General features: G+C 60.5%; 25 protein-coding genes. 9 read left to right on the top strand and 16 right to left on the bottom strand.

What is annotated here, in order from left to right:
- Position 1: 1 nt before the first annotated feature.
- Together ACTG2O_RS09370 and ACTG2O_RS09375 are read right to left on the bottom strand one after the other, a co-directional pair.
- Positions 2-655: an adenine deaminase C-terminal domain-containing protein gene (locus ACTG2O_RS09370; RefSeq protein WP_439975646.1), complete on the bottom strand. Its 654-nt coding sequence runs from the start codon at positions 653-655 to the stop codon at positions 2-4.
- Complete coding sequence (locus tag ACTG2O_RS09375; RefSeq protein ID WP_439975647.1) at positions 601-1,800, bottom strand: amidohydrolase family protein; 1,200 nt, start codon at positions 1,798-1,800, stop codon at positions 601-603. Before ACTG2O_RS09375 ends, ACTG2O_RS09370 begins: the two co-directional genes overlap by 55 nt.
- Before the next feature lie 135 nt (positions 1,801-1,935).
- Between ACTG2O_RS09375 and ACTG2O_RS09380 the strand changes: the two genes are divergently transcribed.
- Positions 1,936-2,874 carry a LysR family transcriptional regulator gene (locus ACTG2O_RS09380; protein WP_267512200.1) on the top strand — a complete coding sequence of 313 codons (939 nt, stop codon included), beginning with the start codon at positions 1,936-1,938 and terminating at the stop codon, positions 2,872-2,874.
- Positions 2,875-3,051: 177 nt separating this feature from the next.
- Here the strand turns inward: ACTG2O_RS09380 and ACTG2O_RS09385 are convergent, their stop codons facing one another.
- Complete coding sequence (locus ACTG2O_RS09385) at positions 3,052-3,654, bottom strand: nitroreductase family protein (protein WP_005348028.1); 603 nt, start codon at positions 3,652-3,654, stop codon at positions 3,052-3,054.
- Positions 3,655-3,902: 248 nt separating this feature from the next.
- Between ACTG2O_RS09385 and ACTG2O_RS09390 the strand changes: the two genes are divergently transcribed.
- Together ACTG2O_RS09390 and ACTG2O_RS09395 are read left to right on the top strand one after the other, a co-directional pair.
- Positions 3,903-5,453: a sensor domain-containing diguanylate cyclase gene (locus ACTG2O_RS09390; protein WP_236284768.1), complete on the top strand. Its 1,551-nt coding sequence runs from the start codon at positions 3,903-3,905 to the stop codon at positions 5,451-5,453.
- A gap of 247 nt (positions 5,454-5,700) precedes the next feature.
- A complete protein-coding gene (locus ACTG2O_RS09395; protein WP_224969595.1) occupies positions 5,701-6,183 on the top strand; it encodes a YMGG-like glycine zipper-containing protein in 483 nt (160 codons plus the stop codon).
- Positions 6,184-6,279: 96 nt separating this feature from the next.
- On the opposite strand, the gene ACTG2O_RS09400 is transcribed toward ACTG2O_RS09395, so the two are convergent.
- Positions 6,280-7,236 (bottom strand): D-2-hydroxyacid dehydrogenase, encoded by a 957-nt coding sequence (locus ACTG2O_RS09400; RefSeq protein WP_021229760.1) that lies wholly within the window; start codon positions 7,234-7,236, stop codon positions 6,280-6,282.
- 133 nt (positions 7,237-7,369) lie between these two features.
- A complete protein-coding gene (locus ACTG2O_RS09405) occupies positions 7,370-8,134 on the bottom strand; it encodes a DUF3530 family protein (RefSeq protein ID WP_236284766.1) in 765 nt (254 codons plus the stop codon).
- A 173-nt stretch (positions 8,135-8,307) separates the two neighbouring features.
- Between ACTG2O_RS09405 and ACTG2O_RS09410 the strand changes: the two genes are divergently transcribed.
- Positions 8,308-9,527, top strand: a protein-coding gene (locus ACTG2O_RS09410; protein WP_439975195.1) for an IS3 family transposase whose coding sequence is annotated in 2 segments (ribosomal slippage) — positions 8,308-8,656 and positions 8,656-9,527 — 1,221 coding nt in all. Because the reading frame shifts where the segments join, the coding sequence is not laid out codon by codon here.
- A 66-nt stretch (positions 9,528-9,593) separates the two neighbouring features.
- Here ACTG2O_RS09410 and efp read toward each other — a convergent pair.
- The 3 genes from efp to ACTG2O_RS09425 all read right to left on the bottom strand — a co-directional run bounded on the left by efp (position 9,594) and on the right by ACTG2O_RS09425 (position 12,554).
- Positions 9,594-10,160: an elongation factor P gene (gene efp / locus ACTG2O_RS09415; RefSeq protein ID WP_005335100.1), complete on the bottom strand. Its 567-nt coding sequence runs from the start codon at positions 10,158-10,160 to the stop codon at positions 9,594-9,596.
- Positions 10,161-10,205: 45 nt separating this feature from the next.
- Positions 10,206-11,414, bottom strand: a complete 1,209-nt coding sequence (gene earP, locus ACTG2O_RS09420) for an elongation factor P maturation arginine rhamnosyltransferase EarP (protein WP_439975648.1) — start codon at positions 11,412-11,414, stop codon at positions 10,206-10,208.
- A 96-nt stretch (positions 11,415-11,510) separates the two neighbouring features.
- A complete protein-coding gene (locus ACTG2O_RS09425; protein WP_005348017.1) occupies positions 11,511-12,554 on the bottom strand; it encodes a GMP reductase in 1,044 nt (347 codons plus the stop codon).
- Positions 12,555-12,935: 381 nt separating this feature from the next.
- On the opposite strand from ACTG2O_RS09425, the gene rloA3 reads away from it, so the two are divergent.
- From rloA3 to ACTG2O_RS09445, 4 genes are all read left to right on the top strand, one after another.
- The gene (gene rloA3 / locus ACTG2O_RS09430) at positions 12,936-13,430 is read left to right on the top strand and encodes a retropepsin-like aspartic peptidase RloA3 (RefSeq protein ID WP_439975649.1); all 495 of its coding nucleotides are present in this window, start codon (positions 12,936-12,938) and stop codon (positions 13,428-13,430) included.
- A 138-nt stretch (positions 13,431-13,568) separates the two neighbouring features.
- Positions 13,569-14,045 carry a CesT family type III secretion system chaperone gene (locus ACTG2O_RS09435; RefSeq protein WP_236284763.1) on the top strand — a complete coding sequence of 159 codons (477 nt, stop codon included), beginning with the start codon at positions 13,569-13,571 and terminating at the stop codon, positions 14,043-14,045.
- 33 nt (positions 14,046-14,078) lie between these two features.
- Positions 14,079-14,966: a hypothetical protein gene (locus tag ACTG2O_RS09440; RefSeq protein ID WP_439975650.1), complete on the top strand. Its 888-nt coding sequence runs from the start codon at positions 14,079-14,081 to the stop codon at positions 14,964-14,966.
- Positions 14,915-15,370 carry a hypothetical protein gene (locus tag ACTG2O_RS09445; protein ID WP_439975651.1) on the top strand — a complete coding sequence of 152 codons (456 nt, stop codon included), beginning with the start codon at positions 14,915-14,917 and terminating at the stop codon, positions 15,368-15,370. Before ACTG2O_RS09440 ends, ACTG2O_RS09445 begins: the two co-directional genes overlap by 52 nt.
- A 94-nt stretch (positions 15,371-15,464) precedes the next feature.
- On the opposite strand, the gene ACTG2O_RS09450 is transcribed toward ACTG2O_RS09445, so the two are convergent.
- From ACTG2O_RS09450 to ACTG2O_RS09480, 7 genes are all read right to left on the bottom strand, one after another.
- Positions 15,465-16,907, bottom strand: coding sequence for an ATP-binding protein (locus ACTG2O_RS09450; RefSeq protein WP_439975652.1), 1,443 nt, complete (start codon positions 16,905-16,907; stop codon positions 15,465-15,467).
- Complete coding sequence (locus ACTG2O_RS09455) at positions 16,904-17,590, bottom strand: response regulator (RefSeq protein WP_421286264.1); 687 nt, start codon at positions 17,588-17,590, stop codon at positions 16,904-16,906. The genes ACTG2O_RS09450 and ACTG2O_RS09455 overlap by 4 nt, the downstream gene beginning before the upstream one ends.
- A gap of 130 nt (positions 17,591-17,720) precedes the next feature.
- Positions 17,721-18,353, bottom strand: coding sequence for a tetratricopeptide repeat protein (locus tag ACTG2O_RS09460; protein WP_439975653.1), 633 nt, complete (start codon positions 18,351-18,353; stop codon positions 17,721-17,723).
- A gap of 1 nt (position 18,354) precedes the next feature.
- Positions 18,355-19,224: an SDR family oxidoreductase gene (locus ACTG2O_RS09465; RefSeq protein WP_270817691.1), complete on the bottom strand. Its 870-nt coding sequence runs from the start codon at positions 19,222-19,224 to the stop codon at positions 18,355-18,357.
- Between the two features lie 42 nt (positions 19,225-19,266).
- A complete protein-coding gene (locus ACTG2O_RS09470) occupies positions 19,267-19,920 on the bottom strand; it encodes a TenA family transcriptional regulator (RefSeq protein ID WP_064340823.1) in 654 nt (217 codons plus the stop codon).
- On the bottom strand, positions 19,917-21,413 hold the full coding sequence (locus ACTG2O_RS09475; protein WP_439975654.1) for an AMP-dependent synthetase/ligase: 1,497 nt from the start codon (positions 21,411-21,413) through the stop codon (positions 19,917-19,919). The genes ACTG2O_RS09470 and ACTG2O_RS09475 overlap by 4 nt, the downstream gene beginning before the upstream one ends.
- The gene (locus tag ACTG2O_RS09480; protein ID WP_439975655.1) at positions 21,410-22,084 is read right to left on the bottom strand and encodes a thermostable hemolysin; all 675 of its coding nucleotides are present in this window, start codon (positions 22,082-22,084) and stop codon (positions 21,410-21,412) included. The genes ACTG2O_RS09475 and ACTG2O_RS09480 overlap by 4 nt, the downstream gene beginning before the upstream one ends.
- A gap of 144 nt (positions 22,085-22,228) precedes the next feature.
- Between ACTG2O_RS09480 and ACTG2O_RS09485 the strand changes: the two genes are divergently transcribed.
- The gene (locus ACTG2O_RS09485) at positions 22,229-22,876 is read left to right on the top strand and encodes a class I SAM-dependent methyltransferase (RefSeq protein ID WP_439975656.1); all 648 of its coding nucleotides are present in this window, start codon (positions 22,229-22,231) and stop codon (positions 22,874-22,876) included.
- 41 nt (positions 22,877-22,917) lie between these two features.
- Here the strand turns inward: ACTG2O_RS09485 and ACTG2O_RS09490 are convergent, their stop codons facing one another.
- Positions 22,918-24,306, bottom strand: a complete 1,389-nt coding sequence (locus ACTG2O_RS09490; RefSeq protein WP_236284750.1) for an NAD(P)/FAD-dependent oxidoreductase — start codon at positions 24,304-24,306, stop codon at positions 22,918-22,920.
- Between the last annotated feature and the right edge of the window lie 8 nt (positions 24,307-24,314).

Consider the following 24,314-nt stretch of genomic DNA (forward strand, 5'->3'; position numbering starts at 1 on the left):
GTTAATCGGCTTGGCTGGCATCGTGGGGCCAGCAGCAGATGAAGGGATCGACAATCTCGCGGGTCAGCCCATCGGTGAGGCCGAGATCGGTCAGATGGGGCCCCGCATTGCAGGCAAGGCAGGTTCCCTCGATGGCCTTGAAGACACGGTAGGGGGGCTCCCACTCCACCACCTTGCCGCTCACTTCGCGCAGAGCGTGAAAGCTGGCGGCCAGCTCGCTGGCCGGCAGGTCGGAGAGCATGCCGGCGATGGGCATAGCAACGTGGGCCAGCACCTCACACTGTTGGACTACCGCCATGCCACCCCCGCTGGTGATCAGGGTGTTGGCGGCCAGCATCATCTCTTGCGGGTCGCGCCCCAGCACCACCAGATTGTGGGAGTCGTGGGAGTAGCTGGTGGCGATGGCTCCTTGCAGCTCGCCCCACCCCTCCAGCAGTGCCAGCCGGGTTCCCGCCTGATGGCGACCATGGCGGTGTTGCACCGAGATGAGGCTAAATCCCGCTGGCACGATGACCTGACCATCCCGAACCTCAACCTCGGTTTCACTCCACTGGGTGAAGCGGGCCCCCTTGATGGTCTTGAAACGGGCACGCCCCGCAGTCAGTCCGGGCACCCGAATGACAAAGTCTTCCAGCGTGCGCAGGGGGATCTGCATGGTATCGCGCGGTGTCTGGCAGCCAGCGGCAGGCTTGGAGGGGGGAGAATGGCGCCATGGCGGGCAACCCGCTGGCCACGGCTGTAGACCCAGAGCGGGTTGAGATCGGTGAGGTTGTCAAACACCACCAGATCGGCGCAGCGGCCCGCAGCAACCAGCCCCAGATCGTTGCGTTGCAGACGGATGGCGGCATTGAGGGTGGCCATTCGCAGCACATCGGGCACCGCCAGCCCCAGCTCAGCCAGCAGCTTGACCAGCGCAATCATGCCCCCTTTCTCCAGCAGCATGTCGGGCGGCACATCGTCGGTACAGAGGGTGATTTGGGAGGAGAGGTGGGGCAGCTGTTTCAGCGCCGCGACGATCTCCGGCAGTAGGTAGGGGTGGGAGCCGCGCAGCTGCAGGGTGAGCCCGGCGCGCAATTTTTCCAGCGCATCGGCAGCCGAAGTGAGTTCGTGATCCGAGCTAACTCCGGCGGCCAGATAGGCTTGCAGCCGGTGACCACTAAGGCCCCGGGCGTGTCCCTCAATCAGGGCATTGCGTTGCAAACCGGCGTGCAGAATGCCGGTCATCCGCTCGCTGCCGCCCAGCACCCCCTGCATGTCCATCACCTCGGCGATCCCCGCCACCTCCGGCCACTCCAGCATGGTGGCCATCTCGGGGCCGTGGAAGTCGGCGCCCGACATCTCGAGACCCGGCGTCGAGGGAACGCTGGAGGGGGCGGCGCAGATGACCCGCAGCGGCAGATTGCGGCTGGCGTCGATGGCATAGCGTACCCCCGCCAGCCCGAGTACATTGGCCAGTTCGTGGGGATCCCAGAAGATGGTGGTGGTGCCCTGCGCGACCACCACATCGGCGTAGCGCTCCGGCGTCAGGTGGGAGCTCTCCACATGGACATGGCTGTCGATAAGACCGGGCGAGAGATAGGCGCCGGCCAGATCGTGGGTCTCGCGTGCCTGTTGGAAGGAGCCGACCGGATGGACGCTGGCGATCAGCGGGCCGACCAGCCCCACGTCGACGGGGCGGATCTCGCCGGTCACCATGTCGATCAGGTTGGCGTTGGTCAGCAGCAGATCGAAGGGTGCTTCGCCGAGGGCTGCCTGCACGGCGCGGCGGCGCAAGTTGAGGGATGCATCTTGTTCACACATGAAGGAGATGGCCTGACAAGGGGAATAATGGGCCCACTTTAGGGAGGGGATTGGCCCGTGCATAGCGCAAAGAATTTATAACTGGATAAGAAAGGGTTATGCTGCTGCAAACGTTTTTCTCCGGTTGTCGATTTCATGTCCGAACCCTGGCGCCGTCTGCCTGCGCTCTCTCTCAAGCAGATCCAGTATTTTGTCACGCTGGCCCAGCTGCGCCACTTCACCGAAACGGCCAATCAGATGGCCATCAGCCAGCCTGCTCTGAGCAGTGCCCTGCGCCAGATTGAATCTGTACTAGGCGGCAAACTGTTTCACCGCACCGCGCAGGCGGTCACCCTGACCGAACAGGGGGAGGCGATTTTGCCTCACGCCAAGGGGCTGCTCAATGTGGCCCATGCCGCTTTTGCCGATATGCAGCAGGTGATGGTCGAAGGGGGCGATGGCACCCTGCGAATCGGTCTGATCCCGTCGGCCTGCACCCTGATGTTTCCGCTGGCGGCCGCCCGTCTGCAGCAGCAGTTTCCGGGATTGCGGGTTGAATTTCAGGATCACACCAACGACGGTCTGCTGCAGGCGCTGGCCGAGGGGTCTCTGGATGCGGGAATTGGCGTTCTGGATGGCGAGTTGCCCGATTCGCTGGAGGTGACGCCGCTGCTGGACGATGCGCTGGTGGCGGTGATCAACCGGCAAGATCCGCTGGCAACGGAGGATGTCATCAGTTGGCAGGAGCTGACCCGCCGCGACATCGCCCTTTTTGCCAGAGGCAACGTCAGCCGGCAGGTCAACGGACTGGCGCAGAGCCAGTTGCCCGGGCTCAAGCCCAGATACACCACAGATTATGTCGAGACGCTTTACGGCTTGGTGCGCTCAGGGTTGGCAGTTGCTATCCTGCCCGGACTCTATGCCGCGAACCAGCGCGATCCCCAGCTGAAAGTCGTGGCGCTGCACGAGCCAGTGCTGAGTCGCACGTTGGCGCTGATGTGGGCGAAAGGACTCTCCCGATCAACTCGCATCGACGAAGGGAGAGCCCTGCTGCGCGGCACCATTATCGAACAGCTAAGTAGCCAACACGGCTGAGGCTGGCACGAGTTGAATGTGGAGCCGGGGGAGGCGTCCCTGCTGGTGACGCTGCTCGCCTGAGCGGTGGATAGAGCGTATTACGACCGCAGATTGCGGTATGAACCATCGCCATCAACACTGTATGCCGCAATAAAAACGCCCTCGAGATGCGGGGGCGTTTTGCTTTCTCAACGGTTATTTGAAAACGCGGAAACGGGTAGCGTCGTCGATAAAGGTCTTGTCGCCGGCCGGTTGCTTGATGCTGCCAAAGGGCATTTGGGCACGCAGCAGCCAGCTGGCGGGCAGGTTCCACTCCTTGCGTACCGCCTCGTCGATCAGCGGGTTGTAGTGCTGCAGGGAGGCACCGACTTTCTCCTGTGCCAGCGTCGTCCAGACCGCAAACTGGGCGATGCCAGTGGCATGTTCCGACCAGATGGGGAAGTTGTCTGCATAGAGGGCGAATTTTTGCTGCAGATCCTTGATGACGTCGGTGTCTTCGAAGAACAGCACAGTGCCGAAGCCTGCGCGGAAGCTGCCATCCACCTTTGCCTCACTCTGGGCGTAGGCTTCCGGCGGCACAATCTTTTTCAGCTCGGCTTTGACGATATCCCACAGCTTGTGGTGCTGGGCGCCAAACAGGATGACGGCGCGGGAGCTCTGGGAGTTGAAGGAGGAGGGGCTGTGTCTGATGGCATCCTGGATCAGGGCCGTCAGCTGCTCCGGCGTATGGGAGACCTGGTCGCCCAGGGCATAGATGGTACGACGTGCTTTGATCTGTTCGATAAACGGACTGCTCATAACATCTCCTTGTTCTGCTTGGCGTTGCAGCCGGTGATGGACGGTTTGTCCAGCGCCTGCCGAATCAGGTATAGACTATAACACCCGCAATGCAGAACGAGGTTAACCCGGGGTAACTAGCGTTTTTCCTGTCAGTTGATATTCGTTTGCGAACCCTGACGTTTCGTTAATGTTGGAAATGCCATTTAAGGGGCGCGAAAGTGATATTAATCAATGATTTACTCTCCTTTCTCTCCCACAATCCCCGTATGTTTTCTTGGTTCGGATGTGATGTGAGCCGTTCGTATCTCAATAAACGCTACTATGTGCTTGTCCCCCTCTCTGCATTGATTGGTTTGATGATCCTGATAGTGACGATCATCATGGCTATTGCCAGCTATCTGAGGGATATCGACATGACGGTATCCGGTTTCGGCCACATGGCATCCTCCGTTGAAGCGTCCCTGATCCACGAGATGGTGAAGGTCAATGAGCGGCAACTGGCGGTGCTGGAGGCCTCGCTCGACAAGGAGAAGATCGCTCGCGGCGGGCTGGCCGACTCCCCCATCTGGGCCATTGCACACAAGATCAAACCAGGCAACCACTACATCTACTTTTACAACCTGAACGCGGATCGTATCGACAGCTACCCGGACTGGCTACCGCCCCCCGGTTATCAGGCGGCGCTGCGACCCTGGTATCAGGTGACCACCATGCCGGGCGACGAGCTCGTCTGGTTTGGCCCCTACCCTGAATACAATACCAATGAACTGATACTCAGCCTGATCAAACGGGTGCGGGACGATCAGGGGCAGCTGCTGGGGCTGCTGATGGTCGACATGTCGTTCGACTCGCTGCAGCAGGCGCTACAGCGGACGGTTGGTGGCAATCAGGCTGCACTCTATCTTACCTTGCGCGACAGCGGCCAGCTGGTGGTGGGCAGCAATATGGATCTGCTGGCAGATCACCCCATCGAGCAGCATCAGGGCCAGCAGTGGCTCGGTCTGGATGTGTTGTGTCATGGCACTTTCCTTAAGCGCGAGCTGGCGGATATTGGCTGGGATCTCAATATCTATCTGCCGCCCGTGCTGTTTCGCAACAGCCTCTATGAGGCGCTGCAGATGGTGGTTTTGCCATTGATCTCCCTGTTTGCCATCTGGTGTTGCACGCTGAGTCTGCTGGTGCGGATCTTCCGCCAGGAGCAGGCGCTGGTGTCGGGTTCACTGACCGGTATCGTGCGCAATCTGGAGAGCTCTCCCCCCATCACCAAGGCCAATACCTGGTTTGTGCGACGCAGCCTGAACGAGATCGATCAGGTCAGGGCCAGCTTCCTCAAGGGGCAGGATGCGCTGTTGCGGGACCCTCTGACCGGTATCATGAACCGGCGAGCCTTCGAGCAGCACAAGAGCGCGCTGGAGCTGAGGGGGGAGCACTTCTGGCTGCTGTTGTTTGATATTGATCACTTCAAAGGACTCAATGACAGTCGGGGTCATGCCTTCGGCGATCAGGTGCTTTGCCGGGTGGCAAATTGTCTTGCTGATGTGCTGGGGGTGAGCACAGTTTACCGGATTGGGGGCGATGAGTTTGCCGCTCTGCTGCAACAGCCACAGGATGAGCTTGCGGAGAAGCTCAATTGTCTGCTTGACGTGGTGCGACATCAACAGTGGCGTGAGCACAAGGGGCAGGTCACCTTGAGTATCGGCGGCGCCTGCCATTCACCCGTTGCCGACCCCATCTTCGAGCGTGCTGATGCAGCCCTTTATCGTAGCAAGGAGGCTAGCCGGGACTGCTGGCATCTGGCGGATGAGGCTGCTGACTGACAGCTTTTGTCCCAGCGCGGCGGGCCTGTGCCGGGACACGACAACCAGATTGTGGGTCACCCTGCCGTAATAGTTTGGCTTTTTGATGATTTTAATCTTTAAATTCAATCGCTTGATTTTACTCTTCCATTTTTGGCAGTAGCCGTGCGGCCATTGACTGTCGCATCCCTCATTTCTACCGGCTGGCGAACCCCGTGGCACTTTGTATAGTGCCGCTGAATATTAATCAGGTTTGACAGGAGTACCCATGGAGATGAATTCGCGTGCTCTTCGCGCACTGGCACTGCTGGGCACCTTGCTGGCTGGCAGCGCGACCGTGCACGCCTCCGAGACCCTCAATACCATTCTGGGTGGAGGTGCAGGTGGTGTGGCGGGCACCATGATCGGCAAGGAGCTGGGTGGCGATACCGGTGCGCTGGTGGGGGCTGCGTTGGGCGGTGCTGCCGGTGGGGCTGCGACGGCCAACAAGGGCAACAAGAATGAAGCGGCCCTTGGCGGCGCGGTGGGGGCGCTGGGCGGTGCCGCCATCGGCAAGAGTGTCGGTGGTGATACCGGCCAGCTGATCGGCGCCGGGGTCGGCGGGGCGAGCGGTTCGGCCATCGGTGCCAAGACCGGCGATGGCCACAAGAGCCAGGATCGCTATTACGATGATGACGACGATCATCACCATCACAAGCACCACAAGAAGTACAAAAAGCATAAAAAGCACAGATGGCACGACGACGATTGATGTGCGCGCAGTGAGTGCGGAAGATGCAAAACGGGGCCTGTTGGTCCCGTTTTGCATGGTGTGGTCACTCGATTTTGCGGTGACTCGCTCGTGCGGTTACACCAGCCGGTGCTGGCGACGACCGGCGGCAAAGGCGTTGATGTTGTCGATAAGCTGGTCGGCCAGTCGCTGCATCGACTCTTCGCTGGCCCAGGCCACATGAGGGGTCAGAATGAAGTGAGGGTATTGCAGCGCCTTCATCAAGGGGTGGTCGGGGGGCGGGGGTTCGACGCTCGCCACATCGAAACCGGCACCGCCGAGGCGGCCGTTGGCCAGCGCTTGCAGCAGCGCCTCCTCATCCACCAGCCCACCGCGGCCGACGTTGATCAGCAGAGCGCCCGGTTTCATCAGATCCAGCTCCCGCTCGCCAATGAGGTTGCGGGTGTAGGGGGTGAGCGGGCAGTGCAGGCTGATCACATCCGAACTTTGCAGCAACTCGTCGAGGGGTAGGCGATCCTCGTCGTGACTGGTGCCGACCTGGCTCTGGGCGTAACGCACTGTCATCCCCATCCCTTTGGCCCGCTCGCCGAGCGCCTGACCGAGTGTCCCTTTGCCGATGATGCCAAGCTGCTTGCCGTGCAGATCCATGATGTTGTGGTCGAAAAAGCAGAACTGGCCGCTCTGTTGCCAGCGTCCCTCCAGCAGCGACTGGCGCCAGCAGAAGAGGTTGCGTGACAGGGCCAGCATCAGCGCCATGGCGTGCTCCGGCACCGAGGGGCCCGAGTAGTTGCGGATATTGCACACTCCGACGTTGGCGGCGCGGCACGCTTCCAGATCCACGTTGTCGCTGCCGGTTGCGGCCAGGGCGATGAGTTTGAGCTCCGGCAGCTGGGCCAGTTCGGCGGCGCCGATCCGTACTTTGTTGATGATAGCGATGCTGGCATCTTTGAGCCGTTCCACCACCTGTTCCGGGGTAGTACTTGGATAGCTCTGCCAGTGGTGGGGGAAGTCGGGGTGATGCAGGGTGATGCCCGCATCCAGGGTATCGCTGTCGAGAAACACAATCTGCTGCATGGGCCTTCCTGCCATTGTTCAGGTTCGAGAGGCCATGATGCCAAAGAGGATGCAGTCAGAGCCAGTCCATCGCCGTGTCATGGCAGGGCTTTATCCGGCAGATGTGATGTTGCGCGCGCTTTGTGGCCCGAGGTCAGAGCCAGCCCAGATGGTTGAGCCAGCCCTGAATGCGGGTGGGGGTCTCCTCCAGCTCCATCAGGGCGTAGGGGCGATAGTTGAGCTTGTTGCTGCGCCGGCTCTCGCTTCTGCGGGCCTCGGCGGCCAGCAGTGGCCAGCGACCGCCATCCTCCTGATAGAGGTCCAGGGTGGGGATGGCCGCCTGAGCCACCTGTTTGGCCAGGGTCTGGTTGCTCTGCTGATTGGGGAAGAAGCCATCGAGCAGCACCAGCGCGTCGGGGGCGGGCAACTGTTCGCTGGCGATGAGGTTGGCAGTCCAGGCGGCGCCGGTACCTTGCGCCAGGATCAGCTTGAAGCCCCCCTCCTGCAGCTTGGCATCCGCCAGCTTGCTGATCCGCTCGGCAAACTGCTTGCGAAATGCATCGCTGTTTTTCGCTTTTTTCTCGGCGGCTGGGTCCAGTTCGGTCTGCTGGGGGGAGGGCAGCAGCAGCAGGGTATCAAAGCCCAGTCGACCGAGGGCGCGAGTCAGTTGCCAGAGCTGGCCGCTGCGCTGCCAGTCGGGCAGTAAAATGGCGAGCCCCAGATAGTTTTCACTGTCGTGTTTGGCGAACAGCACCGTCTGCTTGTCGATCTGGGTGGCATCGGGTAGCCCTTTCCAGTCGCTCGCTTGCCAATGGTCGAGGGGCATTGGCTCGGCAACGGGGGGCGCGACCTCGCTCGCCTCTGCCCCATAGCCAGCCAGCAAGGTCAATAACAGCAGTGATAAGGATAATCTGGCCATAGTGTGCTCCCCCGGTTATCTGGGTTAGCGGCGGCGGCGGGATTTTCTGAAGGCGGGCGGTGTGATGGCAACCCGGAGGCAATAAAAAAGCGAGCCGTTGGCTCGCTTTTTTGTAATCAATGTCCCGTCCTGAATATGGTTTACACCTTTCCCCCCAATAAATGGAGAGCCCGATGGGACAAGGTGTGAAACGGACACAGCGCGATTACTCGCTGACTTTTAAACTGGCGCTGGTCGAGCAGATTGAAAAAGGCGAGCTCACCTACAAACAGGCTCAGGTGCGTTATGGCATTCAGGGCCGCTCCACCGTTCTGGTATGGTTGCGTAAACATGGTCGGCAAGATTGGAGCCAGGGGGCTTCTGTGCGTGCCGGCAGGAGCATCACCATGCCTGACCACGACAATCAGACGCCCGAACAGCGCATCAAGGAACTTGAGCAACAGCTGGCGTTGATGAGTCAGAAGGCCCAGTTCTTTGAGGCCGTCGTCGATGTACTGAAGAATGACTACGGCGTCTCCATCGTAAAAAAGCGACCCGGCAAGTCCTCTCGCAGCGGCAAGTCGAGAGGCTGACCATTGTCAGGGCTTGCCTGTTTCTGGGGATAAGCCGGCAGGCTTACTACAAGCGCAATCGGGTCGCCGACGAGCGCCATGCACAGGGATTGCAAGTGGTGCGTTTTGTGCGTCAGGTTCGACTGCGACAACCGCGGGTGGGCACTCGCAAGCTGCATTATCTGCTGCAGGGTCAGGATGATGGCGGGCTCAAGGTCGGGCGGGACAGGCTGTTTCAGATATTGGCCGAGCACCGCCTGCTGGTGCAGCCCAGGCGGGCGTATCACAAGACCACCCACAGTTTTCACCGTTTCTACCGTCATCCCAACTTGCTCAAGGCGGGGCCAGAGCAGGTCACACCGGTGGCCCCGGAGCAGGTCTGGGTCGCTGATATCACCTATCTGCCAGCCAGAAGCGGGCCGCTGTACCTGAGCCTGGTGACGGATGCCTACTCACGCAAGATAGTGGGCCATCACGTGCACGAAGGGATGCACGCCGAATCGGTGGCGATGGCGTTCAAGAAAGCACTGAAGCAACGACGTGGCGGCGGTGAACTCATCCATCACTCTGACCGCGGCGTGCAGTATTGCTCTGGGCTGTATCAGTCATTACATGAACGGTACGGGGTGAAATGCTCGATGACGGATGGGTATGACTGCTACCAGAATGCGTTGGCGGAGCGGGTGAACGGGATTTTGAAAGGAGAGTTATTGTTGCAAAGCCCGCAGGATTTGACGCAAGCGCGGGAAATGGTGCGTGAAGCAGTGGATATTTACAACGCGGAGCGGCCGCATCATGCGTTGAAATACAGAACCCCCGATGCGGTACATAGGGGGTTCTGAGTGGAGCAAAGCTAGCCGAAAATGTGTAAACCTATTTCAGGACTAGACACAATTCAAAGCGGTCAATTAGTTGACGCGACGCTTGAATTCACCGGTGCGGGTATCGATCTCGATCTTGTCACCGATCTCTACGAAAGCGGCAACAGCCAGCTCGTAGGTAGTGCCTTTCAGACGGGCAGGCTTGGTCACTTTACCGGAGGTGTCGCCACGGGCTGCCGGTTCGGTGTACTCAACTTCGCGCACGATGGTGGTCGGCAGTTCTACGGAGATGGCTTTCTCGTTGTAGAAAGTTACTTCACACAGATCTTCCATGCCGTCTACCAGGTAGTTCAGCACGTCACCCAGGTTGTCTTTCTCTACGTCGTACTGGTTGTACTCGGTGTCCATAAAGACATACAGGGGATCGGAGAAGTAGGAGTAGGTGCACTCTTTACGTTCCAGCTGAACTACGTCCAGCTTGTCGTCGGCCTTGAAGACGGTCTCGGTAGCGCTGCCGTTCAGCAGGCCCTTCAGCTTCATTTTGACCACGGCGGAGTTACGGCCGGATTTGTTGAATTCAGCCTTCTGAACCACCATCGGCTCGGTGCCGATCATGACTACGTTACCAGCGCGGATTTCCTGTGCGGTTTTCATGTAAAAAATTCCTGTTCGTGAAACGGACGGATAAAAACTGCCAGATTATATACGGCTTTCTAAAAATTTCACCAACCGTGTGACGAGATCCCCGTCCCGGAGCAACTTCTGTGACCAGCTTCGCCCATGTTGCTGCCAAATGGCGCTATATCGGGGCCATTGAGCCCAAAGTTCGCCGCAATCTTCGCCACGGTTGAGAGCCAGATTAAAGCGGCGTAGCCATTGAGCGCACTCGGCGGGCAGATCGGATAAGTAGTGGTCAAGGAACTGCTCCAGCTTGACCAGATGGGCTTCCTCCTCCTGCTGGTAGATGTGCCAGAGGAAAGGACGAGCTGCCCACTGGGCCCGCACGAAGGAGTCCTCCCCACGCACCAGATTGAGATCGCAGCTCCACAGCAGTCGATCGTAACCGGCCTGATCGGTCATCGGCAGCAGCTTGATGGTGAGGTTACCCGAGTGGAGCAGATCCCCCGCTTTGGCCGCAGGGATGGCATCAGTCAGACCGGCACCGGTGAGCACATCATTGAGAGAGCGCCCCAGCGGCAGCAGCAGGGTGACGGGCGTGGCGCTATGGCACCAGCTCTCGACCAGACTCTTCAGCGCATCGCTCTCGTAGGTAAAGAGGCTGACCCGCAGCTCGTTCTCTTGTTTTGGCGGCAAACCGAGGCTGGCCCAGTAGGCGGTAAGTCCCGCATCATCTTGCTGCCACAGCTCCCGTTCGGCGATCAGGTCGTGCTCGCACAAAAGGCCGCCGGTTTTAGCGGTAAAGCCCGGGAAGAAGAAGTATTTGTTGAGGCTTTTATTGCCAACACGCTGGGGCGAGGCGAGGCCGTGGCAATCCTCGACCCAGCTCTCCGCCGAGAGGTACTCCAGATTGATCCAGCATGGGGGGCTGGGTTCGCTCGCCATCTGCTCGGCTATTCGTTCAATGAAGGGGGTGGGCAGCTCGCAGGCAAAAGCTTCGATCACCACCCTGGCTGGTGTCATGTCGCTCGGCAGGGACTCATGCCAGTGCTGGATATAGATGCCATCGACCCACTGGCCATCCTGCGCCGGGTCGAGACCTGGACAGATACGGGCGAAACTTGCCAGGTCATCCACCCAGAGCCGCACCTGAACCTCATTGCCATGTGCCGCAATATTCCCCTCCCGTTTTAGCTGGCGGGCGAGTCGCCAGGTGACACCGATGTCGCCGAAGTTGTCGACGACGCAGCAGAAGATGTCCCAGTCAAACGGGGGCAGGGGAGTGGTCATGGCTCGGGATCCCAGATGCAAAAAAACCGGTGCGCAGGGTAGCACACCGGTTGACTGGCTTCTAACCGTCAGCGTGTGACGGTGGTCTGTGGCAGGTTACTCTTTGCCGTAGACGTTGTTCTCTTGCTCACGTACCCGGATAAAGGTGGTGCGCTTGGTGAGCTCTTTCAGCTGGCTGGCACCCACGTAGGTACAGGTGGATCGCACGCCGCCCAGAATGTCGCGCACGGCGTTCTCGACCGGGCCGCGGTAGGGCAGCAGTACGGTTTTACCCTCGGAGGCACGGTACTCGGCGACGCCGCCGGCGTGCTTGTCCATGGCGCTGGAGGAGCTCATACCGTAGAACTTCATGAAGGGTTCGCCGTCTACATCGACGATCTCGCCACCGCACTCTTCGTGGGCTGCCAGCATGCCGCCCAGCATCACGAAGTCGGCACCGCCGCCGAAGGCTTTGGCGACGTCGCCCGGGCAGGTACAGCCGCCGTCACCGACGATCTGGCCGCCGAGGCCGTGGGCCGCATCGGCACACTCGATGATGGCGGAGAGCTGCGGATAACCGACACCGGTCTTGACGCGAGTGGTACAGACGGAGCCCGGGCCGATGCCGACCTTGACGATGTCGGCGCCGGAGAGGATCAGCTCTTCGACCATCTCGCCGGTCACCACGTTGCCCGCCAGAATGACGTGGTTGGGGCAGGCTTCACGAATCTTGCGTACGAACTCAACGAAGTGTTCGGAGTAGCCGTTGGCCACATCGACACAGATGAAGCGCAGCGCTTCGGACATGGCGAGGATTTGGCGGGTCTTGGCGAAATCTTCAGCCGAGGTGCCGGTGGAGACCATCACATGGCCCAGCAGCGCCGGGTCGGTCTCGTTGACGAAAGCTTGCCACTGCTCAAGGCTGTAGTGCTTGTGTACCGCTGTCATCATCTCGAAACCGGCCAGCGTGCGCGCCATGGCGAAGCTGCCGACGGTATCCATGTTGGCGGCGATAACGGGTACGCCTTGCCATTGGGTCTGAGTGTGTTTGAAGGTGAACTGACGGGTCAGGCTTACTTGGGAACGGCTCTTGAGAGTAGAGCGCTTGGGGCGGAACAGGACATCCTTGAAACCGAGCTTCAAGTCTTCTTCGATACGCATTACAAATTCCTTATTGAGCCTTGTTGAAAGTCACTTTTGCAGTGGCAAATTTTCGGCAGGCGCAAAAAAACCGGTGGTTTTCAGGCCCTCCGGTTTACAACAGTGTAGGCAAAAATCCCTTCAGAACAAGACTGATAATTTGTAAATCCTTGTGGTAGCCTTTGGCGTCACAACCTGAGGTTAACCACCAGTTTCATCCAGCACCGTTCGGTGCCTTGCTCTCCTTCGATATTCCCGCCCGCTTGGGCCGCCGTTCGGCCACCCCTTGTCGTCTCTCTCCTGACCCGATCAGCATTATCCAAGTAACTGAAATAAATCGGATTGACCCACAATGGGACTGTGGTAGATCTGGGCGCAGGATTGACAAGGCAGGGCAGTAAAATGGGCAAGATGATGGTGGGGATCACCCTGATGCTGGCACTGTGTGGCAGTGCGCTGGCTGAGACCCCGACCAGCTATGGCTGGATCGAGAAGGGGCTTATTTTGCCTACCGGCGTGGCGGTGAAGATGAAACTCGACACCGGTGCGCTCACCTCTTCCCTCGATGCTCGCGCCATCACCAGATTCAAACGGGATGGCAAGCCCTGGGTGCGCTTCATGCTGGTGGTAACTGATGCCGACAGCGGCAAACTGGTCAAACAACATTTCGAGCGGAGGGTCGAGCGCAGCGTGACGGTGCGCGGGGCGGGCGGTATGGAGCAGCGGCCAACGGTGACCATGTCCATCTGTCTGGGGGACAAGGTGTATGAGGAGTGGTTCACCCTGCGGGATCGCAGCAAGATGATCTATCCGGTGCTGCTGGGCCGCCGGCTGCTGGCCGAGCTGGGCCCGGTGGATTCCAGTCGAACCTTTACCGTACAGCCCGCCTGCCGTTAGGGGCAATTTCGGCGTGAATCTAAAAAACGCCGTTTCACAGCTAAATCCCCGTGCCTCTACCAGAGGTAGCATCTCCACCATACCCTGAAGCGTGCGAGCTCGTTCGCCAGCAAGGGCTTGAGCGTGGAGTGCATCATAGTGAAACCCTATCAACAAATCGTATCTGAATGGCTATTGCTCGCGGGCGAACAGCAGGGCGTAGCCTTGAGTCTGGGCAGCGATGGCCACTGCCGTGTGCCATTCGGTCTGGATAGCGAGTGCCTGGTCGAAGTGCCCGATAACGATGAGCTGCAGGCATGCTACCTCTATATCCCCTTGCTAAGTCTGCCTGACGATGCGGTCAGTCAGTTGCAGCTGACCCGCTCGGCCCTTGAGCTGAACATGTTTGGTTTGACCACGGGGGGAAGCCAGATCAGTCTGGACAGTCGCAGCAACCATCTGGTGCTGACCTTTTCCTCTCTTATCGAAATGCTCGATAAAACTCTGTTTATGCAGACCTTGGGCGAATTTCTTGATCTCGGCGTCACCTTGCAGACGCAATTGCAGGCGTTGAACGCCCGGCAGGAGACAGCTGCCATTCCCTCCCCGTTATCTGGCGTCATGATCCCGTGTTGATGGATCGTCATTGGTATTAATCAGGAGTAGAAGATGTCTATTCAAAGCATTGGACAACCCCAGCGTGCTAGCGCTGTAGCCTCTCATGAGCATGGCGATGTGCAATCCTCATCGCGCCAGCACTCGGTTCATCACAATCTGGCCTCTCACTATACCAGTCTCGGCTTCGGCTCCCGGGTTCAGCCGGGCAAGGTCTTGAATACCTCGCTCAAGTGGTTGACCCTCAGTGCCCCGGCTCGCAAGATTGGCATCGCCATCCAGGGCGGCCATGATTCCCATGTCCAGAGTGCCAAGGGCAAGGCCCGTTACTGGACGGGCGCCATCATCAAAGGGCTGGCCAATATCACCGGTGGTGTCAGCAGCGTGGCCAGCGGTGCGGTGACGGCCGGGGTGGCCGGGGTGAAAAACCTTGGCGAGTCAGCGGCGCGTCTGGTGGCCTCCTCCTCTCTGGGGTTGGCGGGGAGCGTGATGAAGGGGGCCTCCCATCTGCCGCTCGGTATGTCAGAGCGGTTGCAACAAGGCTCACAGCAGGCCTTGAGTGCCGCCAAGGGGATCATCAAACCGGCCTTCGTGGCGAAGGCGCAGCAGGAACCACTGACTGCCGAGGGGGCGAGAGCGGTGATGGATGCGGCCCAGCTGGCGCGGGTCAGCTGCTCCAGCAGTTATCGGGAGATGCCGGCAGGCTACAGTCACGCCACGCTGGCAGATATTCCCCCTTCGATATTGGCCCGCCGTGAAGATGGTTCCGGTGGCACCGGGAGTGCCCTGACACTTCATGTCACCCCGAGCAAGAACGAGAATGACCCCTTTATCCTGACAGGTGATGCCTGGTCTGCGCTCAGGTCGCCGTTTACAAGCGTGGCGATACCATGGTGCTCTCGTTTGTGGGCACTCAGCCTGCCAAACGCCCCGGCACCCTGAAGAGCGATGCTGGCGCGGCCCTTGGCATCAAGGACAGCGCGTTTCAAGATGCCGACCGGCTGGTCAAGGCCTTTGCCCAGCAGTATGGCGGCAAGGTCGAGGTGCTAGGCCACTCATTGGGGGGCGGTCTGGCGCAATATGCCGGCATCAAGCACGGGCTCAAGGTCACGGCGTTCAACAGCATGGGGCTGCATGTCGGGTTGCGGGATCGCCTCGCTCACAAGCTGGACGATGCCAATGTCACCCACGTCAACACCAGCGGGGATCCGCTGAGCCAGAAGGTGGAGCACGGTGTGTTCGGGCTGGATGCCTCTTCCCAGGTGGGCAAGCGTTATGTGATTGAACACTCTGGCGGGCATCGCATGGAGGCGGTGACGGCAGGTCTGGATGCGCTGCTTGCCTGATCTACGGGTGATGGCGCCGCAACAAGTCGTGTAGCGTCAGCGTGCGAACTATCCATGAACAACGCCTCCCTCGGGAGGCGTTGTCATTTTCGGATCAGGGCTGGGAGTGGGGGGGGGGCGGTAGCCAGACGCTCACCTCCAGCCCCCCTTCCGGCCGGTTGTGGACATCGAGGTCGGCGCCGTGCAACTGGGCGATGCGTGAGACGATGGCCATGCCAAGGCCGACGCCATCCCCCTGCTGGGGATTGACCCGAAAGAAGCGTTCATACAACCGGGGCAAGGCACTGGCGGGAATGCCGGGGCCGTTGTCACTTACATCCACCCTCACCCGGTTGCCCTCTCGCAGTACCCACACCTTGATCTCGCCCTCCGGCTGGGTGTAGCGCAGCGCATTGTCGATCAGGTTGCTAAACAGCAGTTCGAGCAGGGTGGCCTGCCCCATCACCAGTTGCGGCAATTCGCACTCCAGCGACAGCTGCTGATCCTTCTTGAGCGCGATGGGTGCCAGGGTCGCCAGGGTGCCTTGCAGCAGGTGGCCTATCTCCAGCTCGGTCAATACCAGTCCCTGCTGGTTGTCGATACGGGCCTGGGTCAGCAGTTGGCGGATCAGCCGATCGCTGCGATCGAGGGCCTGCAGCATCTTGTGCAGGGATTGCTGGCGGCTCACTTCATCTTCGGCAGCCAGGGCATTTTCACTGTGGATCCGCAGCACCGCCAGCGGGGTGCGCAGCTCGTGGGCCGCCTCGTTGGTAAACTGTTTCTCCCGCTCTATGGTCTCCGCCAGCGCCTGCATCAGCCGGTTGATCTCGTTGGTGAGAGGCGTCAGCTCCTGAGCGCTTATCTTGAGGCTGAGGGGGCTCAGGTTGGCGGGGTGACGTTCGCTGATGGCCTGGGCCAGCTGGCGCAGGGGGGCCAGCCCGCGAGTGATGAGCCACCAGAGCAGGGCCAGCAGGAAGGGGAGAGTGATCAGCAGCGGCAGCATGGTGAGGGTTGCCATCTTGCTGGCCAGTTCGCTGCGCTCGTCGTCCCGCTCGGCTACCACCAGCCAGGTCTGCTCCTGCTGGTTGTAGAGAGTGAAGGTGCGCCACTGGTGGTTATCTTTTTCGACCGTGTCAAAGCCGATGGCCAGGGTGACCAGCGGCTGATCCGGGGCGCTGGGGGCGCGCAGCAGCAAGCCGCCCTTTTCATCGAGCAGCTGGAAGTAGAGATTGCGTTCGAACTCGTGGCCGTAGGGAGTGATCTCCCGATCCTCGCCGGTCAGATTGAGGCTGGGGTCTTTTTGCCACTCATCGGGATTTTGCGCCTCCCACTCCTGATAGACGGTGCCGTTGGCGGGCAGTTGCCCCTGCTGGGCCATGTAGCGAGCCAGCAGCTGATTGGTGATGCGGGCCGACTGGGCGAGGCGGGCATCAAACAGCTCCTCCATCTCGTGGCTCGCCTCCATGTAGCCGATAAAGGCGCTGATGGTGAGACTCAGGCTCACCAGCGTCAGGATACCGGTGAGCAGAAAGCGGCGAATGGAGCGGGGACGTTTCATCGTGCGGGTGTCCAGCTTGGCTGTTCGAGCTGGGGAATGATGTAACCGACCCCGCGAATATTGCGGATGAGGTCGCTGTAGAACTTTTTGCGCAGATGGTGGATATGCACCTCTACCGCGTTGCTCTCGGCACCTTCATCCCAGCCGTAGAGGCTCTGTTGCAGCTGATCCTTGCTCAGCACCCGGCCGCTCTGGCTGATCAGCTCCTGCAGCAACTTGTATTCATGGGGGGTGAGTTTGACCGCCTCGCCCTGATAGGTGACCTGCTGGGATTCTGGATAGATGAGGATGTCGCCATACTCCAGCACCGCTTGCGCCTGCCCCTTGCTGCGGCGAACCAGGGCGCGCAGGCGGGCGTTGAGCTCCTGCAGGGCGAAGGGTTTGACCATGTAGTCGTCGGAGCCGGCATCGAGGCCGACCACCCGATCATCCAGCGCATCGCGTGCGGTGAGGATAAGCACCGGCAGCTGGTGGCCATCCCGGCGCAACTTGCGCAGCAGGCTGAGGCCATCGATGTCGGGCAGGTTGAGATCGAGGATCAGGGCGGCGAACTCGTCGCTCTTGAGGGCTGCCAGAGCAGGCAACCCCTGTTGCAGCCAGTCCACCGTGTAGCCGCTATGGCGCAGTGCATCCTGCATACCATCCCCCAGCATCACATCATCTTCCACCAGCAGGATCCGCATTCTTTTCTCCCTGTTTGTTGGGTGTGGCGATCTGGCTCAGCGCCAGGGTGTGCCGTGGCATAAACAACCCTGCCCACCAGTATGCAAGCTGGTGGGCAGAGTTTAAATAGTTCTTTGATCCATCAGGGTTTTATAGCTTGGCCAGCCGATCGCGGATCTCCATTCTGCGCCCTTCATCGGCCACTTCGCGACCCGGGCGGGCCGGGGCGGCCAGCGCCTTGTCGAGGTAGGTTTTGGCCTCGGCCTTGCGACCCTGATCCAGCAGGAAGTCACCGTAGAAGAAGTTGGGATCGATGCCATCCGGATTGATGGCCAGCGCCTGCTTGAGCAGTTGCTCTGCCTTTTCGTCATCGCCAAAGCCGACCGGCCAGCCGGGCACCTGATAGTAGAGGGAGCCCAGACTGGTATAGGCGGAGCCGTCCAGCGCCTTGGGATCCTGTTTGAGTGCCAGCTCCAGCTTGGCTTTGGCCTCTTTCACCAGACCCAGTGCCCCCAGCCCCCCTTTGGCCCCCGCCCAGGTGCTCTTGACGATGGCCGACCAGATCAGCAGATCGGCGCGAAAAGGCTCCTTGGCGCTGGCCGCTTCGGCCTGGGTGCTCAAGGTTTCGAGGCAGCTCTCTTTCGCCTTGCCGCTCTGTTGATACTGGCAGGCGGCCCACTGTTGCTGGATGGGGATGAGGACATCATCCGCGGCCATGACTGAGGTGGATCCCAGCAGGATGGCGATGGCACAAGAGGTCACGGATTGACGGAAAAAATTCATATTAATGCTCCTTCTTGGTCGGGATCGGGCGGGACAAGTCTGGTTGTGGCGCACTGTTGGCGCCGGCATCAGTCGTCCCTGGCTGAAGATGACGGGCATAACGTTTGATGATCGGCAGCTGTCTGGCCAGCGCTTTGTCGACGATACCGGGCAGCAGGGCATTGAGCCGCACGAACAGTTTTTCCGGCCAGCCGAGCCAGCTGCGGCGGGTTTCGTTGCACAGGGCGATGACCGCCTCTTCGGCCACTTCCTGCGGGCTGTCGGTCTGGGTGCCGAGCGCTGCATTCATCTCGTAAGCGGCCTCGGAATTGAGTTTGGTGCGGGTGGCGCGTGGGGCGAAATGCAGCACCTTGATGCCACTCCCCTCCAGCTCCCGTCCCAGCGCTTCGCTAAAGCCGCGCAGGGCAAATTTGCTGGCGCAGTAGACGCTGTAACCGGGGTAGCCGATGCTGCCCAGGCTCGACCCCATGTTCATGATGATCCCCGGCTTGCGCATGGTTGGCAGCAGGGCTCGGGTGAGCTGGATGGGCGCCTCGATATTGAGCAGCAGCTGGCGCTCCACCTGCTCGAAGCTCTGATCTTCCAGCCAGGCAAACTGGTTGCAGCCAGCGTTGTTGATCAGGATGTCGATCCCGTCCTCCAGCGCCGGGTGTTGCAACAGCTTGGCCCGCTCCTGCGCAGAGCCGAGGTCGGCGAGCACCACCTGATGGCGCTCGGGATGGGGCAGTGACTTGCACAGCCGCTCCAGTGCCGGGCCGCGACGACCGTGCAGCAGCAGGTGTGCCCCTTGGGCCGCCAGCTCCTGTGCCAGCTCCTCACCTATGCCACCGCTGGCGCCGGTGAGCAGCACGAGTTTCCCTTCAAGGTTCATGGTGTGGGTTCCCTTTTTGCTGTCTGCTGATCCGCTGCCAACTTACGGTGTGGCGGTGAGGTTGTAGAGCATCTCGCCATAGAGGCGGTAGACCACCTTGGCCCCGTGGATGATGGCGGCCTGATCCGCCGGGCTCTCGACCTTATCCATCAAGGATTCAAAGAACTTGAGGTGCTCCTGATCCAGGGCGCCGTGGGAGCTCAGGTAACTCATCGCCTGCGGTGGCAGGCCGAGACCCTTTTTCAGCTGGTCGGCGACGGTGAGGGCGATGGCCACGCTGGTGCCTTCCAGCACCTGTACCATGCCGAAGAAGCCCATGGGGTTGCCGCGCTGGATCTGGTCGTAGAGGAAAGCGACCATCAGCTCGATGGGCAGCCCGGGCTGGCCGTGGCGCACCGCCTCGGCATCACCGCCACAGGCGCGGATATCGTTGAGGATCCACTCCTGATGGCCATACTCCTCGTCGATGTACTCGGCAATGGCGCCACGCACCCACTCGTACTCCTGACCCAGCTTGCCGCCGGTTGCCATCAGCAGCGGAACTGTGTGGCGCACGTGGTAGTAAGCCTGCGCCAGAAAGGCGAGATAGGTGTCACGGCTGATATCGCCACGGCGACAGGCTTCGATAATGGGGGCGTTGAACAGATGCTCGCGCTCACTGGCAGTGGCTTGTTGCAGAGTCTGGTAGAAGCTCATGACGATTCTCCTGTAAGGCATTGGCTGATTTGCCGGGAAAAGTGTTGGTAAATCTCGTTGCGACGGGGGCGCCCGTTGGCGGTCAGCAGGCCGGGATGCTGGTCGAGTGCCACCGGCAACCAGTGGTGCAGCCGGGCATAATCGGGCAGCCGCTGGTTCAGACCGGCGATCTGGTGGGGCAGATCCGCCTCTTTGCCCGGCAAGGGCTGGATCAGCGCCACGTTGGCAGGCTGACCATCGCCAAACACCACGATGCGGGCGATGGCGGGGCAGAGCTGGGCTTCGGCCTCCACCCACTCGGGGGAGAAGTTGCGGCCAAAGGCGGTGATCTGGACATTCTTCTTGCGCCCGGTGATATGGAGGTAGCCTTCATCATCCAGATGACCCAGATCGCCTGTGGCGATCTGCATGGCAGAAGGTTCGCCGGTGGCGATCTGTTCGGGAGTCGGTTCGTTGCTGCCGAGATAGCCCAGCATGGCACTGCCGCTCACCATAATTTCGCCATCGCTGGCGATGGTGACCTGACAGTGGGGCAGGGGGCGGCCGACGCTGCCTGGCTTGTCAGCATCCGTGCTGTTGAGCGCCACCACGGAGCCGCACTCCGAGAGGCCATATCCCTCATACACCGGCAGGCCGAGCTGGCGGGCATGTTTGATCAGGTCGGGTGCTACCTTGCCGCCACCGACGGCAATAAAGCGCAGGCTCTTGAGCTGCTGGGCCAGCGTCGGTGTGCTGGTGCAGAGCGCCAGCAGCAGGCGCAGCAGTTCGGGCACCAGCACCAGACTGTGGGTCGGCCAGCGCAGCAGGCCTTCCCCCAGCATGGCTGGATTGAGCGAACTGGATCCGGTGAAACCGAGCTCCCCGAGGGACGGAATGCGGCTGCAGGCGCCGGTCAGCAGCGGTACATAGAGACCGGTGATGTTCTCAAGCAGGGTCGCCAGCGGCAGCAGGGTGAGGTGTTTTTCCACCTTGGCTGGCGCGACACGCTCGGCCAGCGCATGGCTTACCGCCATCATCTGGGTCAGTGACAGGCAGACGCCCTTGGGCTGGCCCGTGGTGCCGGAGGTGTAGGTGATCTTGGCGGTGACCTTGGGCAGCTCCGGTCGATTGGCTGGTGCGTGGCGCCAGAGCGGCAGCTCTCCGGTGATCAGCGAGAGCGGCTCGGCGGCATGCCACCCCTGATGATGTGGGCCCATCAGCGCATCGGCACCGCTGCTCTCCAGCAACCAGGCCTGCTGGGCCTGACTGAAGAAGTGGGGCACCGGAATGACCACGATACCGGCGCGGGTGCAGGCGAGATCCAGCAGCGCCCAGGGCAGGCCGTTGTCCAGTTGCAGCGCCAGACGGCTGATGTCGAGCTGTTGCAACTGGCTGGCCAGACGCTGGATCTGTTGCCACAGGGTCTGGTAATCGAGACGCTGCAGGCTGCTCAGCAGCGCAGGGGATTGCGGAGCCTCGTGGGCATGTTTGGCGATCGCGTCGAACAGGCTCATTGGGCGCACCTTTTTTGATGGGTCAGGTTGTCACCGCTCTCGCTGGCAGCGTCAAACAGGATCGGCATGGGGGCCAGCAGAGTGAGCAGCAGGCTGCTCTGGGCCAGCACCTCGCGCCCCTGATTGATGTCGCCCACCATCACCTTGGGTTGGCAACGGTAGTACTCGCCCCAGGCATCGGCGTCGGCACCCACCTGATGGGCCTGTGCAGGGGCCAGCTCCACCGGGTTGAGTTGCAGGCGGGCAAAGCTGTTGCGCAGCTTGGCAGTGCCGGTAAAGACCACGTAGTCGAGGGCGTTTTCACACAGCAGGCGACACAGGGCTGCGAACATCAGGCGGGCATTGCCCGGTTCGCTGCAGGCCAGATTGCCCACTTCGATAATGCGGTTGCGTGCCGGATAGACCCCGAGGCGGGTGTTGATGGCGGCCTCGATGGGTTGCTCCAGATACTGTTCCAGATAGAGAGGCCCCTCACTGGCATGATTGAGACCACAGGCACCGACCAGCGTCCCGTCCGCCCGATAGAGCCCCAGCAGACAGGGGAGGAAATGGGGGATGCGGGCGTTGAACTCGAGGGTGTAGGCGGCCTGGATATAGGTTTGCAGCGCCATGACCTGCTGCGGGGACTTTGCTAGCAGCAATCGGTAGGGGGCCTGGATCTCGATGGTCATGGGTGACTCCTTCTCTTGCGATGGTTTGAGAGTAAAAGGGCAAACTTAAGAAACCCTTAATGAGCAAAAAAAGTTGTCAGCGAGGCAGCGGGCAGGCAATCTGCGTCGCTGTTATCCAACAGGAAGCCCCCAAGAGGAACCGCCATGTCATCCACCGTCAGCTGCCCCCTGTGTGCCAGCCATCGCAGTTATCCCCTGCCGGTGGCGGGCAAGCGCTATCATCGCTGCCTCGCGTGCGAGCTGGTCTGGCTGGATGAGGCGGATCATCTGGATGAGGCGGCGGAGAAGGCGGTCTATGACGGTCACGACAATCGGGTGGATGATCCCCGTTATCGCACTTTTTTGATGCGGGCATTTGGCGAGGTACTGAGTCGGGTGCCAACTCCTGCCTGCGGCCTCGATTTTGGCTGCGGTCCCGGCCCTGCGCTGGTGGCGATGGGGCGCGAGGCGGGTTACCAGATGGCGGGGTATGACAAGTTCTACGCCGATTTTCCCGAGTTGCTGACGCGTCAGTATGACTTCATCACCAGTACCGAGGTGATCGAGCATATCGCCGAGCCGCGCACGGTGCTGGCGCAGTTGTGGGATTGCCTCAAGCCCGGCGGCCTACTGGTGTTACAGACCCAGCGGGTGCTCAGTGACGAGCGGTTTAAAAACTGGCGTTATCGCCACGACCCGACCCACATAGTCTTCTTTGCCGAGGCATCGTTTCGGGTGGTGGCCGCCAGCTGGCAGGCCGAGCTCAGCTTCCCCCACGCCGATGTGGCGGTATTGCAAAAAAGCACGCCCTGAGGCGTGCCTTCGTCTGTTACTCGTCGGATTCTTGCTCGGCGCTACTCCTTGTAGCTCTTGTCCTGCCACTGGTAGTACATCAGGGTAGATTTGACGCCGATTGACTTGAACGGCTCTGGCGGCAGCCACATCGGCAGGGTCTGCTCCGCGTGGTTGAACCAGGGATGCTCCTTGCCTTGATAGAGGCTGGCCACGATGTCGCCAAACAGGAAGGAGAGGTTGATGCCGTGGCCGTTGTAGCCGAGGGCGTAGTAGATGTTCTTGTGATCCCCCATTACCCCCACCGCTTCAGTGCTGTCGCCGGTCATGCCGAGTACCCCGTCCCACACCTGTTCAAATTTGATCCCCTTGAGGGCCGGATAGAGGGTCACCAGCTCGGTCATCATCATTTCGCTGACCCGGTTAAGATCGCCCTTGTAGTTGAGGCCGTCGTTGAAGACGTACTCGGCATTGCCGCCGCCGATGACGATGCGGTTATCCGGGGTTAACACCAGATGGAACAGGATGTTGCGGGTGTCGTAGTAGGGTACCCGGCTCTGCCATTGGATGGCGGATAGCTGTTTTTTGCTGAGCGGCTCGGTTACGGCACTCTGGGCGTGCACCGGAAAGACCCGTCCGCTGAAGTAGCCAAGCTTGGAGGTATAGCCGTTGGTCGCCAGCACTATGCTGTCGGCGGTCACCTTGTACTTGTCGGCCACATTGAGCTCGATCTGCTTGCCCTCCTTGATCCCCATTACCGGGCTCTGCTCGTAGATGGTGACGCCCGCCTGCTCCACCGCCTTGCGCAGGGCATTGACCAGTTTCATGGCGTGTACCTGACCGCCATTGGGGTCGTAGACCGCCCCCACGTAGCGATCGGTGCCGAGTTTTGCCTCTGTGGTATCGGCGTTCCAGTACTGGAGCGGGATGCCGAGGCGATTGGCGGTTTTCACATAGTCGCGGTACTCGGCGATATCCTCCTCATCGAGGATTGCCTCCACATAGCCATCGAGCTTGAGGTCAGCCTCGACGCCGGTTGATGCGACCAGCGCCTGCAGCTTGCGCATGCTGGCGACGGTGAGGTCGTAGTGGCGCTTGCTCGCTTCCCCCTCCTCGTAGAGATCCATCACCTCTGAGCCCGGCAACACCATGCCGCCGTTGCGGCCCGAGGCGCCGCTGCCCACCTGTTTGGCTTCGAAGATGGCGATCTTGAGCGACGGATTGGCCTTGGCCAGATGCCAGGCGCTGGAGAGGCCGCTGTAGCCGCCACCTATGATGGCGATATCGACCTTCAGGTCTTGTGCCAGCGGGGCGCTCTCCTCTGTCGGTTTCTCCTTGAACCAGTAGCTGGTGTTGGGCTCAAAGTCGCTCATCTTGGGGCCGCAGGCGGCGAGGAAAAAACAGCTGATGCACATGGTCAACGCTCGTTGGCAAAGGGTGGTCGGATTCATCTTCTACT

The organism is Aeromonas sp. 61P (genome assembly GCF_051919545.1).
Lineage (GTDB): Bacteria > Pseudomonadota > Gammaproteobacteria > Enterobacterales > Aeromonadaceae > Aeromonas > Aeromonas veronii.